This window comes from Acinetobacter sp. WA-87 (assembly GCF_039938935.1).
Classification (GTDB): domain Bacteria; phylum Pseudomonadota; class Gammaproteobacteria; order Pseudomonadales; family Moraxellaceae; genus Acinetobacter; species Acinetobacter seifertii.
Map to the genome: position 1 here is coordinate 1,158,718 of NZ_JBDUVF010000001.1, position 18,822 is coordinate 1,177,539.

Here is an 18,822-nt window from a genome sequence, read left to right on the forward strand (position 1 = left end):
AGCTAAGTCTTTCGACTTAGCTTTTAGAGAATTCGCCATGTCAGCATATACGATAATTTTTGCACCTATTGCTCAAGCAACTCGTTCTGAACAAGTTGTAGAACGCTTGGAAAATGCAATTATCTCTGGTTTGCTCAAAAGCAATGAACAACTTCCTAATGAAGCAGACTTAGCACGTTTAATGGGCGTTTCACCCATTACCGTTCGCGAAGCTTTAAATACTTTACGTGTAAAAGGTTTAATTGATACACGTCGCGGCAGAAATGGTGGAAGTTTTGTTTGTGAGCTACCTTCAGATTTACTGTTAAACCAACATCCATTGCGCCAAGCTTCAAATGAGTATCTTGCCGATTTAGGCGAGTTTCACAGTGCAATTTTAAGTCATAGTGCATATTTAGCCGCTCAAAGAACCACAGAATATGAGCTAGGCAAAATAAAAGAGTTGATTGAACAATTTGAACAAGCCGTTGAAGCAGACACACGCGCACAGCTTGATTTACGTTGCTTGCTGACACTCACCTCATTTGCTCAATCTGCAAGACTCGCAAATCAGGAACTGACCATTCAGGCTGAATGGGCTCCACTGATAGCTGTGCTTTATCAAGACGATGATTTTCACCGTGAAGTTGTAAAGCAATATCATCATCTTTTGTCATCTTTTGTTGAAAACAATGAAAATGAAGCTGTGATTCAAGCCAGAAAAATAGTTTCAATGCTCACCGACCAAATGCTTCGCTATAAGTTATCGAGTGAATAAAAATAATAAATGAGATGGCTTATCAATAATCAAGTTAGAAATATGGAATTTTAGGAGTTATCGGAATGACCCAACACTTAGATTTAGATATAGAAGAGCTTCAAAGTTTATTAAAAAGTGTTGTTGAGGAAACAACAACAATTACGGAAACACTGGCGGCTAAAGCAAGCAAAATTCTGTCAAAGCATGCATCTGAAAAAAATGCAGATATCAAGCTTTCAACTTCAGAACGCTCTGCTTTGCAGAAGGAAATTAAAAATGCGCTAAATCAGAGCCATTATAGTCAAGGAACTGGTTTTGCGAGTTATAGTCCAGCGACTCAAGACGAGCAAGACTACTGGACACTCGAATGGTGGTATAAAAAAGAAGACCAGTTACAACAAGCGAAACTTGAAAACTACCAAAATGCGCAGCGCTTTTTAGATTTCCGCTCTTTTGAATGGTTCCACAAACCTGCTCAAGATAAAAGCCCCTGCATACATGGCCCTTACGTTGATTATATTTGTAACGGTGCCTACACCATCACCATTGCCCACCCTGTCATGATTCATGATCAGTTTATTGGTGTCATTGCTACCGATATTTTAGTTTCGGCGCTTGAAAAACTACTTATGCCAAAACTCAAAAATATCAAACAAAAAGCAGTCATTATGAATGATTCATCTCGGGTCATTACTTCAAACGACATTAGCATCCGAACTGGAACCTTATTTAAAGAAAAAGCTGTTCAACAGTTTTTCTCGCGACCCTGTCCATCTTTCCAGTTGGTTGTGATCTAAAAAGAAAAGAATAATAGCTCTTTATTCTAACTTTAGTGTGCCACCAAGGTGAAATAGCACTTTAAGCCTCTAGCTACTGTTCAAACTTTCTTCAATCAGACTTGTTTATTCAGGTCACGGGGAAGTTTTGGCCTAAAAATAGCATCGCCTTTCTGGATGAAAAGCAAAAACAACGAAATTTGAGGTTGAAAAGACATGGAAAATAAAGCGTCTTCCTTAAAAAAACTAACACTATGGCAAGTCACGATTATTGGTATTGCCTATATGACCCCCATGACGGTTTTTGATACTTTCGGCATTGTTTCCGGAATTACTCAAGGGCATGTTCCTCTCGCATATTTACTTGCTTTAGGCGCGATGCTGCTCACCGCTTGGAGCTATGCGAGGTTTAGTAAAAATTCTGAAAGATCAGGTTCGGCCTATAGTTATACTGCTGAAAGTTTAGGGCCTAAAAGTGGATTTTTCGTTGGCTGGTGCTCTCTACTCGACTATCTGTTATTACCCCTTATTAATGTGTTACTGGCTGCAATTTATCTCACCGCACTCATTCCGAGTATGCCTTATTGGTTTTGGGTATTGGTATCGGCGGGCCTTGTGACTTTAGTCAACTGTTTCCGTATTCGGTTACTTGCCAACTTAAGTCTCGTGTTTGTGTTTGCTCCGATTATCCTCATGGTCATTTTTGTATATTTAGTGGTTCGTGGTATTGGCTCAACTCAAGGTTATGAACACGTGCTGACCTTGGCTCCGCTATGGCACGGTCAGCAGTCACTATTACCGCTCGTTGCTGGCGCTTCGGTTTTATGTTTTTCATTTTTAGGTTTTGATGCAGTCACTACACTTTCAAATGAAACCAAACAACCCACCAAAAATATTCCCCGAGCAGTCATGTTAACAACACTTACTGGCGGACTTATTTTCTTCACAGCCGCTTGGTTTATTCAGCTTTATTTTCCAAACAATGTTCGTTTTCACCACCCTTCAGAAGCACTCCCTGAAATTGTGCTTTATGTCGGTGGTGCTTTATTCCAGTCAATATTTTTGTGCGGCCAAATTATGAACACAGTCGCCTCTGGTCTTGCCTCACATGCCAGTGCATCGCGTTTACTGTATATAATGGGCACCGACAATATTTTCCCTAAAAAGTATTTTGGAACCATCCATAGCTCTTTAGGTACGCCATTTTTCTCGGTTTTATTTGTCGGGCTTATTTCAATGTCGGCTATTTTTTTAGATTTAGCTCAAGTCGTAAGCCTGATCAGTTTTGGTGCGCTCGTTGCTTTTACGGCCGTCAACTTCTCAGTTTTTATGAAATTTTATATTAAAGATAAACAGCGCTTAGGTTTTAAAAATAAATTTCTAAACCTATTTTTACCGCTTTTATCGGTCATTAGCATTATTTGCTTGTGGCTCAATCTCGACTCATCTTCACTCATTTTTGGATGCTTCTGGTTATCTTTAGGCATTCTTCTATTTATTTATAAAACGATTAAAAAACAAAGTATTGCCATTAGTAATGCTTATTAATTTTTTAAGGAACTTCTCTATGAAAATTATTTCTAAACCCCAGCTTTTAAAAGATGTGGAATATAAACCAAGTAAATCTCTACAAGTGGGCAAAGAGTGGAGTTGGTTAAATCCAAAACATGCAAAATTTGATACAGCCACGGTTAATGATGCATCGATAGATAACCCAGCCAACTACTATGAAAGCTCACTGTCTGATTGGCATACCTTTGATAGTTTAAATGCTGACATTGAATGTGATGTCGTGGTTATTGGTGGTGGTTTATTAGGTTCATCGACTGCCCTACACTTAGCTGAACAAGGTGTAGATACGGTTTTATTAGAAAAAAACCGTATTGGTAGTGCAGCTTCAGGGCGAAATGGTGGACAACTTACTCCTGGTTTAGCACGCTGGGAAGCTCAAGAAATGGCCGATCGCTTAAGCTATGAAGATGCCAAAAAACTATGGCATTTTACCTCTACTGAAGCCATGCAGCTCATTGATGACATCTCGGAAAAATACCAACTCAACTTTGACCGTAAATATGGGCATATTACTGCCGCCATTCATGAAGGACATTTGGTTGGCTTAACTCAAGGCGCCGATGCCCGAAAATACTTAGGTGAAGACCATACCCGTATTGTGGGTAAACATGAACTCATGGACTTTATTAAGTCAGACTACTATACAGGTGGTTTAATTGATGAGTTAGGTGGACAAATTCATCCGTTGGCTCTAAACCGTGGTTTAATTTATGGCTTTTGCCAAAATGGCGGTACTGTTTATGAACAAACAGAAGTTATTTCAATAGAAGAAAAAGAAGATGGTATTTATGTTCACACAGCAAATGCTGTCGTAAAAGCTAAAAAATCTGTAGTTCTGGCAGTACACCATGCTTCATTTAAACTTTTATCAGAGCAAAGCAATACCACTATTCCGTTTTATACCTATGTCGCGACCACTGCTCAATTAGAACTGGATACCAAAGAGCTTCTGCCATTTGGGCATCCAGTTTATGACACTCAGTTCCAGATTGATTACTACCGCCCTGTGTTTAACAACCGTTTACTGTTTGGTGGACAAGGCACTGGCACATGCTGGGGACCAGAGAAAACTTTAAATTATTTAGAGCATCGAATTCATACAGTTTTCCCACAAATTAAAAATCTAGAGATGGATTTCGTCTGGAGTGGCACTACTGATTTAACTGTAAATGGTGCAGTCGACAGTCGTAAGTTTGGTAACAAGTTTCCGATTTATGCAGTTCACGGATGGAGCGGTCACGGCGTGGCACAGACAGTACGCATTGGTAAAGCCATTGCAAATGACTTTGTTGGGCAATCTAATGATTTTGAAATGTTATCTAAAATTGACCATCAAAATATTATTTTTGGCCGTACCCTTGCCCCTGTTGTTATTCCACTCGCGAAAAGCATGTATGGCATCGGAGCAATGATAAACCCGGGCAAAATGGTGTCTTTCTAATTTATAGAACCACTAATTTTCCAAAAAGGATTCGTACAGTTGTGTGAATCCTTTTTATTTAGCTGAGTAAAATCCTTTTCAAATTAGGTTATCCCTAGCCAATCCATTACAATAGCGTCGGCTTTTTTAGACAGCGCATAGTATTTTGAGTAACTCAACTTCCCAATTAAAACGTGGACTTAAAAATCGTCACATCCAGTTAATCGCTATGGGTGGTGCTGTGGGCACAGGACTGTTTTTAGGCTCTGCACAAGTCATTCAATCTGCTGGTCCTTCAATCATTTTAGGTTATGCCATTGTCGGTTTAGTTGCATTTTTAATTATGCGACAAATGGGTGAAATGATTGTAGAAGAACCTGTGGTTGGCTCTTTTAGCTACTTTGCACAAAAGTATTGGGGAAGATTTCCCGGTTTTTTATCGGGCTGGAACTATTGGGTAGTCTACATTTTAGTGGCTATGACTGAGCTTACCGCCGTAGCGAAATATGTACATTATTGGTGGCCTCATATACCTGCGTGGGTTTCGGTTTTATTTTTCTTTGTACTGGTCACTTGCTTAAACCTAGGCAACGTTAAATTTTATGGTGAATCTGAATTTTGGTTAGCCATTATTAAAGTTACCGCGGTCATTTCAATGATTGTGTTTGGCTTATATTTATTGCTGACGGCAGGCAACGACTCTATAGCGAGCTTTTCAAACCTATGGCAGCATGGCGGCTTTTTCCCGCATGGTTTTTCGGGTTTGTTCTATATGCTCGCCTTTTTAATGTTTGCATTTGGCGGTATTGAACTGATTGGAATGACTGCTGCTGAAGCTGAAAATCCTGAAAAAAGTATTCCACAAGCCATTAACCAAGTTATTTTTCGAATCTTGATTTTTTACGTGGCTTCACTCGCGATTATTATGTCGCTTATTCCTTGGAACCAACTAGACCTTGGTGGTTTAGATAAAAGCCCATTTGTCATGATTTTTAGTCAGCTTGGCATTGGATGGGCAGCACATTTACTGAACTTTATTATTTTGACTGCTGCACTGTCAGTTTATAACAGCGGTATGTATGCCAACAGCCGTATGTTGTACGGACTAGCAGTACAAGGCAATGCACCTAAAGTTTTTGGACAAGTAAGCAAACAAGGTGTACCCACAGCTGCTGTTGTCTTCTCTTCTATCCTAATTTTTGGGTGTGTTTTACTTAATTATTTTGTACCAGAAGAAGCTTTAAGCCATCTTATGTACATGGCTGTTGCAGCTTTAGTTTTGAACTGGGCGATTATTAGCTTTACCCACTTAAAGTTTAAAAAAGCTATGAAACTTGAAGGCGAAGTTGCCAAGTTCCCTGCTCTATTTTCACCTTTAAGTAACTATGTCGTGCTCGTTTTTATTGGCATGATTTTATACATTATGTGGACTCAAGGCTTTAAAGAATCGGTAATTTTGATTCCAATCTGGATTGTTTTAATGCTTGGTTTATATAAAGTTTTAAGATTAGATAAATCACTTTGAACGTCCTAAAAGGCTTATTCAAACAGAATAAGCCTTTATTGTTTTAAGCAGCTGTAAATAAGTCTCACCTCTTTGCAAATTTCAACAGACCAAATATCTGCATCTCGTCTGATCAATCATCCATCACTTAGTAGTTTTTAGCTATATGCTATCCATTTAAAAATGGTGCTTAAGACATTTTTAAGAGATGATTATTAAAGTACAAGTGTTTACATGATCTATAAATATTTGTGCCAATGTTCAGCTAAAATCGTGGCTGACCAGGTATATCGTTGCGATCACCAATCAGGAAAAAGACGCTTCGCCATAAGTCGTGTTCTTTACCCACTTTACTGATTCTGCTCCATTCACTGCGTCACTTAATGATGAAAGACAGGAAAAATTTTATGGAAAAAACGCTGCAATGCCCAAAGTGTGGTTCTACAGAAATTGAAACACGTGATCATGATAAATTACTTAAAACCACTGGCGGTGTTTTACTAACAGCTGCGGGAACAACAGCGGGTACCGTAGGCGGTGCTGCAACAGGTGCTTCTATAGGAGCAGCGATTGGTACTGTAGCTGGGCCATTAGGTGTGATTGTTGGTGGGACTGTAGGAACATTTGTCGGTGCAATCAGTGCAGGTATTACTGGCGGTGTAGTTGGCAATATTTTTGGTAAAAAAGCAGGCGTAATGATCGATAAAAATATATTTCAGGACTACCGCTGCCTAAAATGTAAATACCGCTTTAAAGTAAAGAAATAACTCTATTTCATTAAGCTTAGTTTTAAAGCTTTTCTCATAATTTAAAAACAAAGGAAAGTTATCATTTAGGTTGCTTTCCTCCCCCTATTATCTCATCTAGTTCAAAGAAAACTTAATTTAATAACAACCTTTTATCGACACTATATTTTATGTGTAGACTATAAAAATCAGCTACTTACTTTACGCTACTTATAAGATATGAAAGAATTACGACCTCATATAACTTTTGAAATTTAAAATGAGAAAAATACTATTTTTAAGTTTAGTCAGTCTGCTTAGCTCATATAGCTTTGCAGAAGTTAATAATTCGGTTTATAGAGGACTTGGTACTGGGCCTCAGAATTTTTTAAAGTTCCAAATACTCAAACAAAAAGGCTTTTTAGCCAAGAAACCTAATATTTCGCGAGCAGACTATAACGATATATATAAACTCAAGAAACCTTATGAGTTTATGGGACAAAATGTCGTACTCATTTCAGATGAATATATGTCTGAATATGTGGGCTGTTGTGTAAGTGAAGGTTGGGGAGCTGTATTTAAGCAAAATTCTAATTTGAAATTGATTGAAAAATTTGCAAAAACAAATCAATGTAGTGTCGGCCCTATAGAGTCAACTAGTGATTACTATGGCTTTAAAATTCGTTCTCTGCCAAAAGGTAATTACTATGAATTATCATGTCGTGAACGTGACTTGGCTCAGTCTGAATAGATAGGAATTAAATTCTAAAATAAGGGCCAAACAAGTTGTTTGGCTCAAAACAATAAAGGAATACATAGTTAACTCAGTAATAAGAAGCCATAATTCAATTATTTATCAAGTCTTTATTGTTGCTGCAAGTCCTACAAAATTAGCACCATCAATCATAATTAAAATACCATGTATTACTATATTTTTAAGTTTTCTATAAAAGCGTACATAAAAGTATAGATACTAAATGATATTTCTTTCATTCAACTTTAAAAGTATAGGTTTTATTAATCTCATTACTACCACCTCCATAAAAACCCGCCCAAATATGAATTGTAAATGTACCTTTATACTTTGGGGTTCCCTTGACTTCAATAATATTATAACCATCGAGATTATTAGCAGGTTGAACTGTTATTCCTAAATCTTCAGGTATATTTGTATTCAATGGTTGATCTTTATCAACGACTTTACCACCTTCAATATGAATCTCTTGATAATATTTTTGATTGACCTGAGCAACTGGTAATTCATCAGGTGTAATCGTATATTTCTTACCACAACCTGTAAGTATCAATAATATTGAGAAAATAGCGATAAGTTTAATTTTCATTAAAATTTCTCCTTTTTAACAATTAAAGTAAAAAATACTTTTTTGTCGAAATTAACTATCACGACTAAGGAGGCTTCCAAATATTAAAATTTATTATTAAATTTGCATTGATAAAATGTGCAAATAAGAAATAGTCTAAAATTAATAGACTATTTCTTATTTATAAAGGAGAATAGTTTAATTTTATAAATTCTTAAAATTCAAGATATTTATTTCTCGACTTTAAGAGTATAGGTTTTATTTATTTCAGCATCACCACCAGCATAGAATCCCGTCGAAATATAAATAGTAAATACACCTGTGTATTTTGGAATACCTTTGATTGTAATTTGATTATAGCCACTACTTTCATCTGGACTAACCGATATACCTAAATCATCAGGAATATTATTTTTAAAATCCACATATTTATCCACTGTTTTCCCGCCTGAAATATTAATAATTTGTTGATAATTTTGATTAACATGAGCTATAGGCAGACTATCAGGTGTTATTGTATATTTCTTACTACATCCAGTAAGCATCAACAGGACTGAAAAAATGAAGATTAGTCTATTTTTCATTAGAAATTTTCCTTTTTTATTACAAGTGCAAAAAAAACCTTTCGATCAAAGCTATATAAAGATAATTCTTTCTTCAATCTTGTTCTATTCTCACCCCAAGTAAACATTTTGAGTGTTACTTTTGTATCAAATGTATTTGAAGATTCATTAATGGGTTGGCCATTTAAGTTCCTTAACTTATCGGTCCAAACAATCCAGTGATCAGGAACCAGTTTAGTTCCTGAACTAATACCACTATCCAATAGACTTGCTGAAATTAAAGTCACAATATAATAATCAGGTCCAGCATATTTACTGTTAATGTCAGAAATAAAATATCGATCATACCCTCCCATTTTGATTGGGTATGAGGCAGCTACGTGAAAACCTGATTTTCTAAACCATCGTTCTAACTCCATAGGCGTCGTAATCCCTGCTACCTCATGTCCGGGATCATCTAATTTTAATTTAAAATTTTCTGACTCACGTAAACTTGCAAGTGTAATCCAGTCAATTGGAGGAACTTTAGGTATACCATTAGAACGATAGAAATTTTTTACTCGTCTACATCCATCCTGTGAAGGTTGAATTGAGAGTTCACCAATTTTAGTTTGACCAGTTTCCCAGAGTTGTTTTACTGCTAATTTATATCTAGAGGGACTTAAGTTTATTAGACAAAAAAAGTAAGCTGCTGCACCACACAATGATGAAAAATCCTGATCAGGAAAAGGTTCATTTAATCGGGATTGTAAACCAGCTTCAATTTGGGCCTTAGAAAAAGGATCTTTTGCCTCTCCTGGTTTACACCCAGAGTCTATACACTGAAAAATTCGATTTCTATTTAAAGCGAGTTCAAAATCATTTTTAGAAACATCGCCTTTAACAACTTTAGTGACAGCTGTTGACTCAACATATTTTGTTACTGGAATATTTTTATTCTTTTCATGATTTGGGTAAGGATAAGATTCAATTTTATCTGGAACAATATATCGACTAATTACTAAACTTTCTTGCCCAGAAGTAGTTAGTCGATATAAATTAAGAATAATGACACAATCCCTCAGTCTTTCTAACCCTATTTTTGAGCTATCGATTTCAACCGATTTAGTTTGATAAAGCTCATTACCTACTTTCTTAAAAGCAGTATCTTTAAAAAGGATAGCTGTCTCAGCTTGGTTGAGTACTGTGTTGTATATATAAATGTTATATTTTAACAATTTAGGACTAACATTTGTTTTTAATACAACATATGGATAGAATTTTGTCATGACTAATCTATATTAATTTCTTCATGGTTATACAAATGGATAGATATTTCTTCTGGACGTACAGTATTAATTAATTGAGTATATCCATTCTTATCAGTGATACCTTCCAGCTTTTTTCCATCTTGCAAAAAAGCAATATATTTATGATGGGCAAACGGAATACCTTCTTTATCTTTCAAAAGATACCGCAAATTATGCTGATTTCGCTCACCTAATACAGGTAATTGGGGAACTGCGTTATTAACTTGCTCTCCTCCCATAAACAAATGCTGTCCAGCATTGACTTGGAATTTCCCGCCAGTTTTCGGAAAGATTCCTGAACCATTTAGGGTAATTTGAGATGAGCCACCCGTAATTTTGACTTCTTTCGGGCTACTAATGATGACCTTGTCATCGGTTGATGAAATAGTAATTCCAAGTTTGCTCAACACATCCAGCGCATCTGCCTGAGCTTGTATTTCTACCTTGCCTTGTGCTGCTACAGCTTTTAGTCCACTTTGTGCTGCAAAGAGGCTGATCTTATTTTGAGCATGGGCAATGACATTCTTTTGAGTACTTATATTGATACTGTCTCCAGCAACCTGATTGATTTGTGAATCAGCCGAGATATGAATATCTTCAGACGTACTCAAAGCTATGCCATCTGGTGAACTTAAAAGCAGTAAAGCTTTTTCAAATTTAGCGACGTTCTGCTGAATTTGTGAGGCAAAATCTTTTAACTGTTCAATCGATTCTATTTCATCGGTTTTCTGGTTTTTAGCGATGTCACTCAGTGCTTTACTGTTAGTCTGACTACCTTCAAGTTGCTTTTTGGCAACTTCGGCATCGAGGTGTTCGCCTTTAGCATTATCCTGTTTATGAGTGGATACCAATAAACCTTGCCCTGCACGCAATGCTCCCCATTGGTCCGTTCGCAGTTCAAAACCTTCACCGCGGTCTTCACTTTCCGCTTTATCTTTAGGATGACTGAGTTTCCCCAGATTTAACTGGCTTGCACCATGACTACTTTGTAGCTGGGTACTAATTTGGCCCGGTGTATCATCAAATCTGAGTTGTCCAAAGCCATCACCCGAGACTTCTTTAGAACGAATACCACTTAGCTTTTTCGTATCGGGAAGCTTACCTTTGTTATCAAATTTAGTTGGTTGGCGATGAGCCTCATGCACTCGACCCATCACAAACGGTCGGTCTATATCGCCATTAAAAAAGTTAATAACAACAATTTCACCAATACGCGGTAAAAAACGTGCACCGTAACCTTCTCCAGCCCACGGTGTTAGAACGTCAATCCAAGCTGAATCAGTGTCATTATTGTTGGTTCCTGCTCCACCATCATGGCTATGGTCATCACTGCGGGTAAATAGGAAGCGGACTTTAATACGCCCCCATTCATCTACATAGATTTCTTCACCTTCAGGACCGACCACTTTCGCACGTTGTGGATGAGTGGCAGGACTATGGGTTTGTGGGTTATACGCTGGAGTAGTTGGAATATGACGACGTTGTAAAATCAACTGATTCGCTTGACGCTCGTCATTATTACTCGCTTGCCAATCACTTTGTTGAACTAAAGTCTGGATTTGCTGGTTTAAATCTTTGGGTAAATTATTTTGGTTATAGTAGTTCTTACCTACAATTAAGAACTCTTTATCTGCACCGTCATGCTGATCAATTTCAGGGTGTTCATTGAGTTCAAACCAATAGCCGACTTGGGTATCTCGTACTGTGGTTTTAGCAATAAACTGCTTAGACTGAGCATCATAATAAGCACTTAGGTTCTGATTGAACTTTTCTAGTTGTTGATTACTTGCTGAGGTTGCCCCATCTTCGCCATTTAAGTCTTGCATCCATGCCGGACTATAGTGCCATGCTTCTTCAAGGCTTAAGCTTTGATTGTCGTAGTTAGAGCTATGTTGATGTTTGCTTTGGACACTGCCTACCCCATCAGTTTGCTCTAATACATCTGACTGCCAACGCTGCACAAAAACAGAGGTCGGCTGTAAACTACGGTCAGCCATGAGGCTAGTCATGCTATCGAATTGTTCAGTTGCACTGCTGCGGTGGTAACGAATCGCTCTTCTTGTCAGTGCTTGATATTGGTTATTATCATCAATCAGACGTAATTTTTGTGGCTGAATATCATCTGTATTGCTCGCGACAGTAAGCTCAGCTTCGTCAATGAGCCAGCTTATGCCTTCACTACGCCATAAGCGAGTTAAGAAGTCATAATCACTTTCATTGAGCTGCATAACAAAAGGACGGACATCATAGGTCTGTTTCAATCCGCTCAAATCTAGAGTCAGACTAGAAGCAAATAATGGACTTTTCCCCTGCCATTCCTGAAATAGAATTTCACTAATTTCTTTCACGCTCTTGTTCATAAACACACGACTATTTCTGCGTTTATGCCAGAGATAAGTTGGATCACTTACAGCAAGCTTATATAAAGTTAAAGCACCATCACTTTGTCCCTGCGATGCTCCAGTAATAATACCAGTCGTACGGAAAAAATTTCCTCGGTCTGTTACTTGGTCAACAGCAACTTGCACTCCAATAAATGTTTTGAGTGGAATATGGGCATTTGTTGATAAACAAATCAGCTCTGCTGTCATGCCCTGATTAAGATAATGTTGCCCATCTATACGTTGTAAAAAGACCTGACTATTCAGGGATGCATCTGAAAACTGGAGATACACCGAACGATGTTGTGAGAGAAAACCAACACTCTCTAAAACTTGGGTAATATTATTAAACATCACTTTATTTATAAATTTGAGTTACAATCGACTATATTTTATTAAAAATAGACAGATTTGTCTATCTCGTTTGTATTAACTTCAGTTTTAACCTTAGTTTTATAACTATTTTATAGAAAAAATATAAAGCTAAAACTTAAGTAAATAGTAATAATTTAGTAGGGCCTAGTACTAGAGTTCAAATTATCATTATTAAAAAAAATCATAATAAATCCCCCTCAGGCCATATACTGAATAATGAGTATGAGTTTTTCCTCTATCCCACTGACATAAAGAACTGTTCCACCACCATATCTCTTTCTTCCAAACCGTTTGAGCTTAAAACTTGTAACAGTAAACCATCTATAAGGTTTACCACCATATTCGCATCGAATTTTGGCTCGCGGATTTCTCCGCTAAAAATCAGATCAAAAATTTCATGGCTCAGCCATTTTCGATATTCAACCGCCATACGGTAAGCCTGTGGGTGAAGTAGTCTTATTTCAAAAATAGCTTTAAGTAAAAGGTTATACAGGCTGTTTAAATTGGCATGTAACACAATAATTTCTTTGATCTTATCTTTTGAAGTGTAGTAACGGTTTGAGTAAATGATAGAGAGCACTTCCTCTCGGAGCAGGCTCTTTTGAAAGGCGATGCACATTTCAATTAAGCGTTCTTTTGAGTGGAAATAGTTGTAAAGCGTACCTTTGGCGATTTTAGTTTCTTTAGCAATCAAGTCTACACCTACATTATGGAATCCATGTGTTGTAATGAGTTGTATAGTAGTTTGAACTACATGTAGTTTTTTGGAAGAGATTTCTAAATTTCGCATAGTTTTACCGTTTTAAATTTTTGTTGTTTCTAAAAGAGAAAAAAGCCTGTGCCCTTTCTGGGAGAAAAAAAGGCACAGCAAAGCCGTAAGACAGTGCTTGGCACATCTCAAGTTTTATAGTTGATGCAAGTTTTTTGAGCCGTAATGACTTAAAGCCTGAAAACCCTAAAGGCCATCAAGCTGCTTTAAATTTTTAAGTGGTGTCGTTATAGCTTTTGGCAACGGCTGCCAAGAAATAATGGATGTGCAAAGCCAACTCCTTTTTATTGGGAGTTCTGCCAAAACATTAAAATTATGGTGGCAGAACGGAAGAAGGTTGACAGACTGGTCAAACGAGGCCAGCACACCCAAAGGTGTCCCCCTCCCGTTCCACCGCAGAGGGGGCACGAGGGTGCACACACTAAAAGTATAAAACCTTTAGTGCTCGTTTGAATCAGCCTGTCAAAGCCGGCTGGCAATGTGGCCAGCAGGCAAAGAATAGTTCCCAACCCTCTTACAGTCAAGCACACAAAATGACATTTGTTTTAAATTAGATCATTAAAAAGTAAGGATAAATAATTAAGAATTTATTGTTAATTTGAGGTTTATAAAAATAGAAAAAATCTTAATAACGTGTGCAAGGTGAGATGTTTAGGACTTAAGTGAGAGCAAATGATGTTTTTTAATTTTTAAATAATTAATTCTATTCTGATCAAACGCTAATGATTTAACCATACAAAAAAGGAGTGACTTTACCACCCCTTTCTTATTAAATATTCGTGAATTACCAACCCCAACACGTTCCTGTAGCGGGTTTTCCACATAACTTGTAATTTACCGCATACCAAATACTTCCACCTGTACGCGGTGTTTTATCTTTCTTAATTTCGTCACGGGTCAAATCTGCAAGATTAGAAATTGAAGTCGCCGTAACAGAACCTTTAGCAGCATTTTTCACAAGCTGTAATACCCCCAAATCTGCGGCAGTTGAAGTACCATAAATAATATCAGTCGGTTTGGTACTTCCCATCAATAATGAATAATCAGCAACCGCTGCCTGATAGCCTGTTGCACTACCCGATACAGTTAAATCAGCTTTTATTTCAGTAGTTGCCAATACATCTGCAGCACCATACACATTCGCATCGGTATGATAGAAACTTAAAGGATGTACCAAGTTCTTGTCGATTTGCTTATTAAACCAATCTTCCCATAAAAACTCAGTATAGTCCGTTGCATTAGCAACTTTGCTATAACCAATATCACGTGTGAAATAGACCAGTGAACGATATGGATTATTTTGCATACCATCAGGGTTACTTGCCGATTTTAGGCCTAAGTTTTTAGGTAATTGTTGATATGAAATCGGTTGGTTTTTCCCATCTCTTAACCATGCTTGGCCATTGGCAAGCATTTTCGCCCAAAACTCATCCGCAGTTTTACTATCGCTATAATTCCCAACAACTTTTACCCATACTTTAAGTTGACCACCGCCATCAGGCAGCTCACGGAATTCGGTCATTGTATGATGACCATCGGTCAGATAAAGGCGCCCATCATAACCAACAACAACTGTTTTCAAATCAGCCGTTTCAGTGCCCGGCTGTTCTTGACAGTTAAATGTCTCCAATTGTTTTAAATTGGCTTTTTGAAGGTCTTGCAGACTTGTAAAATCATCACGACCTTTTGCACCAATCGCTTCACAATAATCACTAAACTTCTTACCAATGGTTTTATTTAAATAAACTAATTGATTGACTGGATCTGCTTGCCAAGTTGGGCGCTGTAAATCACCTTGCCAACGCCCTAATTTATAATAAATTTGATCATAACCAATTGCACCCTGCGTCGGAATCAAATCAGCAATCGTAACTTGAATTACATCATTGGTTTTGAGTGTAAGAAAACGCTGGTCACGGGTATCTGTAGGTGTTGGAGAAACTGCCGTAGATTGCTGATCATTACTATCATTGCAAGCAGTTATAGCCATCATGCTCGCAACAAGAAATACCAAACTTAGAACTTTATAAGATTTTTTCTGCATGACTGGAATTTACCCCAATAAATTGCATTATTTTTGTACAGCAGGATTTCATTTATATGACCAATCGATGTCATTTTGATGAATACATAGTTCGATTAGTCAAATATGGTTTTCTATACTCAGCATTTCAAAAATACTTAACAATGTCAGAACTTTGTTATTTTTAAATTAAAATCAAAAAATAGTTATTTAATATCTGCAAATTCAGAAAAGGTTATTTACTTCAGCCTTTATATCCCCTGATCTTTTACTTTAAGAAAACAGTAAAACTCACCTAGCTTTATATAGCTTTCACAACACCCAATAAATTGACGTCAAACTTTGTAGACCTTGCAACCAGCTTACCGAAGCTGAAATCATTCATTAGATTAAGGTCACCTATCAAGAGCCACTATTTTACCCATTACAACTGTATCTACATATTATTCGCTACTTGTAAAAGATATATTAAACTCAACATATCTATTCAAATAATATTTATTCAAATAGAATATAAAAATTTAAAGATAAATATTTAAGCTCATTATTATTTAAATTTTATTTTATATAACAAAGTTTTTACACTTTTAGCAGGAATAATCAGTCATGGAAAAGCAAGATAACTTATCAATTGCTCATAGATATCTTTCTAATACTATTTCAAAAGTAACAAGCTTGCCCACACACGAGCTGAAAAATTACAATACAGCCGAAAATGTAAATTCTTTCTTTTTTACTCATGACTTTGGTACTTATGAGTTAGAGGCTAAATTTAGTTATGGCGAGGATTCCCCACAGAAAGTAGCATTACTTATACATGGGGGTAACTCTGATCTAAGCTCTTTAACCCCTTTAGAAGAGCTTCTTAGAAGTAAAAATATTGCAACACTTTCCTTTAACTTAAGTGGTTTAAACAATACAAGCGAAACGACGTCATCGTTATCTCAAAACATAAATGAAAGTATGACTTTTTATAGCCTTTTAAAAAAAGTAGATATTGTTATTGGATATAGTTTGGGTGGTTATATTGCAATTCATTTAGCAAAAAAATTTCAAATAGATGAATTAATTTTATTATGCCCAGCCATATATTCAGATCAGGCAGTAAATAAAATGTATGGGCCAGATTTTAAAAATGAAATTTCAAAACCTTATAGTTTTTATTATTCATCAATTTGGAAATTCTTAATGAGTTATAGGAAAAATGTATTAATTATTTATGGCGAACTGGATGGAGTAAAAACTAACAATGGTAAGTCAAAAGGATTTTATGAGATTAATGAAGTTACGAAGTACTCTCCTATTCCGTATGAAATAGTTCATACTTTCAAAACAATTTCTATGCGAAAAGCAAACTTCAATTTAATAATTGAGAAAGACAAAGATCATTACTTAATAAAAAATATAATAAAATATAATATTTAAAAAAATATTGATTTTTTAAAAGAGACGCTCTAGTCTTTAGCTGAATTTTAATCACAATAAACTAGCCATGAATCAAATAGTTAAAAACTTAGACACTTATCATCTTTATCTTTCTCCCGAAATTTCTCATTTAATTAGTGAAATGTCATATGAACTGGCTTTACTAGGAGGCCCTGATTCTTTACATGTTCAAGATAAAATTCTAGCTTTTAAAGAAATACTAATTGCAAAGTTAAACTCATATGAAAAAAGTATTATTGAAAAATATATTCGTAGAGAAATACCTTATCTCGTTCTTGAAGGACTCAATATTAAAAAGTTAGATCGTAGTAAAATTGATATTACTCAATCAACACAATTACCGTCACTTGAATTACTTGAAACAGATATAGATATATTAACACTCGCTTCTTCTGAACAAATTATATTGGCACTGCTTGAGGAAGATGCTTTCGCATTTGATATAGATAATTTAGGCAAAATCGTTAGAGTTGTTGCAAACTTAAAAGGTGGTGGAATCACAAAAATTGAAAATGAGAATCCTGACAAGAGTTCACATTCAGGTATAGCACTAACTGCACACACCGAAGCTCCTTATCATACAGTGACTAAAGTTGTTAATAATCATTCACCTGCTCCCTCTTCTTTAATTTTAACAGCAAGATGGAATCCCTTAAATGAACCTACTAGTTTAATTCCAATCTCAAGAATCTTAAGTCAATTAACTCTTGAAGAGACAATGGCTTTAACAACAGAAAGTTTTAACTTTACTAGAAGTGAAACTTTTAATGAAGGCCAAGGATCTGGTGGAGAAAACGTTTCTATTTTAGAAGTAGATAAACATGGTTATATAGCCATGAAATATAATTCCTATAGATTCACTCCAAATGAAAATGCTTCTTTAAAAATTAAAAATGCTTTTTATAAATTTGAATCAATTGTTCGACAAGCGCATATTGTTGATTCAATTAATTTAAATCCTAATACAGTTTTAATTATTAATAATAGTTTATGCTTACATTGCCGAGATATTATTAAAGATAACCGTAGAACATTAGTTCGATTATTTGGTTATAGAAAAAATCTTGATTATATTGTGCTGCAAAAAAATCCACTTATTGTGAAAGGCTAATAAATTGAATTTTGAACTCCTCCTTATCTTAGGCTTAGTGGCTATGGTAGCTGGATTTATTGACGCTATTGCAGGTGGAGGAGGTTTAATCACTCTACCTGCATTGCTTTTATCAGGTGTCCCTCCCGTATCTGCAATAGCAACCAATAAATTACAAGCAGCCTCTGCAACACTTTCAGCAACTATTAGTTTTGCAAGAAAAGGGCTCATCGAGTGGCGTAAAGCAATCCCTATCGCTTGTATGTCTTTTTTAGGGGGAACATTAGGGGCACTTTCAGTTACCCTGATGCCTAAAAATGTTCTTTTAACTATCGTACCAATACTTTTAATTTTGGTTGCTTTATATTTTATTTTTTCACCAAAGCTCAGTGATGTAGATAAAAAACCTCTTATTCCTTATTTTTTATTTGCACTTCTAGTAGCGCCGTTACTAGGGTTCTATGATGGCGTTTTTGGTCCCGGGGTTGGTTCATTTTTCATCGTTGCATTTGTACTGTTATTAGGATTTAAGCTAGTAAGCGCTTTATCTTATACCAAGTTAGCAAATGTGGCTTGTAACCTAGGTTCGTTATCTATATTTATCATTAAAGGATACGTCATTTTTCCAATAGCTTTTGTGATGGCTGGTGGAGCTTTTATTGGTGCCTCGATAGGCGCAAAATTTGCGGTAAGATTTGGCTCAAGAGTGATCAAGCCCTTACTCATAATCATCAGCTTATGTATGGCTTTAAAGTTACTTTTAGACCCTAAAAACCCAATTTTTATATATTTAAGCCATTTCTTTTAAGTTGTTTCTTCAATATTTGC

General features: G+C 36.1%; 16 protein-coding genes. 10 read left to right on the forward strand and 6 right to left on the reverse strand.

The annotated features are described in order from the left end of the window. Positions 1-37 precede the first annotated feature (37 nt). The 7 genes from ABFY81_RS05495 to ABFY81_RS05525 all read left to right on the forward strand — a co-directional run bounded on the left by ABFY81_RS05495 (position 38) and on the right by ABFY81_RS05525 (position 7,487). The gene (locus tag ABFY81_RS05495; RefSeq protein ID WP_240060731.1) at positions 38-757 is read left to right on the forward strand and encodes a GntR family transcriptional regulator; all 720 of its coding nucleotides are present in this window, start codon (positions 38-40) and stop codon (positions 755-757) included. Positions 758-822: 65 nt separating this feature from the next. Then, positions 823-1,536: a cache domain-containing protein gene (locus tag ABFY81_RS05500; RefSeq protein ID WP_049064971.1), complete on the forward strand. Its 714-nt coding sequence runs from the start codon at positions 823-825 to the stop codon at positions 1,534-1,536. Between the two features lie 195 nt (positions 1,537-1,731). After that, complete coding sequence (locus ABFY81_RS05505) at positions 1,732-3,063, forward strand: APC family permease (protein WP_347913273.1); 1,332 nt, start codon at positions 1,732-1,734, stop codon at positions 3,061-3,063. 19 nt (positions 3,064-3,082) lie between these two features. Next, positions 3,083-4,528 (forward strand): FAD-dependent oxidoreductase, encoded by a 1,446-nt coding sequence (locus ABFY81_RS05510; RefSeq protein ID WP_347913274.1) that lies wholly within the window; start codon positions 3,083-3,085, stop codon positions 4,526-4,528. Positions 4,529-4,673: 145 nt separating this feature from the next. Continuing rightward, complete coding sequence (locus ABFY81_RS05515) at positions 4,674-6,032, forward strand: amino acid permease (RefSeq protein WP_347913275.1); 1,359 nt, start codon at positions 4,674-4,676, stop codon at positions 6,030-6,032. Positions 6,033-6,418: 386 nt separating this feature from the next. After that, positions 6,419-6,778, forward strand: coding sequence for a hypothetical protein (locus ABFY81_RS05520; RefSeq protein ID WP_000416091.1), 360 nt, complete (start codon positions 6,419-6,421; stop codon positions 6,776-6,778). A gap of 238 nt (positions 6,779-7,016) precedes the next feature. Beyond that, positions 7,017-7,487 (forward strand): hypothetical protein, encoded by a 471-nt coding sequence (locus ABFY81_RS05525; RefSeq protein ID WP_347913276.1) that lies wholly within the window; start codon positions 7,017-7,019, stop codon positions 7,485-7,487. A gap of 238 nt (positions 7,488-7,725) precedes the next feature. Here the strand turns inward: ABFY81_RS05525 and ABFY81_RS05530 are convergent, their stop codons facing one another. From ABFY81_RS05530 to ABFY81_RS05555, 6 genes are all read right to left on the reverse strand, one after another. Continuing rightward, positions 7,726-8,079, reverse strand: coding sequence for a hypothetical protein (locus ABFY81_RS05530; RefSeq protein ID WP_347913277.1), 354 nt, complete (start codon positions 8,077-8,079; stop codon positions 7,726-7,728). 209 nt (positions 8,080-8,288) lie between these two features. Further along, positions 8,289-8,642, reverse strand: coding sequence for a hypothetical protein (locus ABFY81_RS05535; RefSeq protein WP_347913278.1), 354 nt, complete (start codon positions 8,640-8,642; stop codon positions 8,289-8,291). Further along, on the reverse strand, positions 8,642-9,889 hold the full coding sequence (locus ABFY81_RS05540) for a hypothetical protein (RefSeq protein ID WP_347913279.1): 1,248 nt from the start codon (positions 9,887-9,889) through the stop codon (positions 8,642-8,644). The genes ABFY81_RS05535 and ABFY81_RS05540 overlap by 1 nt, the downstream gene beginning before the upstream one ends. Before the next feature lie 2 nt (positions 9,890-9,891). Next, the gene (locus tag ABFY81_RS05545) at positions 9,892-12,645 is read right to left on the reverse strand and encodes a type VI secretion system Vgr family protein (protein ID WP_347913280.1); all 2,754 of its coding nucleotides are present in this window, start codon (positions 12,643-12,645) and stop codon (positions 9,892-9,894) included. A 256-nt stretch (positions 12,646-12,901) separates the two neighbouring features. Beyond that, positions 12,902-13,456, reverse strand: a complete 555-nt coding sequence (locus tag ABFY81_RS05550) for a TetR/AcrR family transcriptional regulator (RefSeq protein WP_347913281.1) — start codon at positions 13,454-13,456, stop codon at positions 12,902-12,904. A 763-nt stretch (positions 13,457-14,219) separates the two neighbouring features. Continuing rightward, on the reverse strand, positions 14,220-15,479 hold the full coding sequence (locus tag ABFY81_RS05555; protein WP_347913282.1) for a ParB/Srx family N-terminal domain-containing protein: 1,260 nt from the start codon (positions 15,477-15,479) through the stop codon (positions 14,220-14,222). 585 nt (positions 15,480-16,064) lie between these two features. On the opposite strand from ABFY81_RS05555, the gene ABFY81_RS05560 reads away from it, so the two are divergent. The 3 genes from ABFY81_RS05560 to ABFY81_RS05570 all read left to right on the forward strand — a co-directional run bounded on the left by ABFY81_RS05560 (position 16,065) and on the right by ABFY81_RS05570 (position 18,802). After that, positions 16,065-16,883: an alpha/beta hydrolase gene (locus tag ABFY81_RS05560; protein WP_347913283.1), complete on the forward strand. Its 819-nt coding sequence runs from the start codon at positions 16,065-16,067 to the stop codon at positions 16,881-16,883. A gap of 67 nt (positions 16,884-16,950) precedes the next feature. Further along, positions 16,951-18,015 carry a hypothetical protein gene (locus tag ABFY81_RS05565; RefSeq protein ID WP_019458229.1) on the forward strand — a complete coding sequence of 355 codons (1,065 nt, stop codon included), beginning with the start codon at positions 16,951-16,953 and terminating at the stop codon, positions 18,013-18,015. Positions 18,016-18,058: 43 nt separating this feature from the next. Then, on the forward strand, positions 18,059-18,802 hold the full coding sequence (locus ABFY81_RS05570; protein WP_019458230.1) for a TSUP family transporter: 744 nt from the start codon (positions 18,059-18,061) through the stop codon (positions 18,800-18,802). The last annotated feature ends 20 nt before the right edge of the window (positions 18,803-18,822 follow it).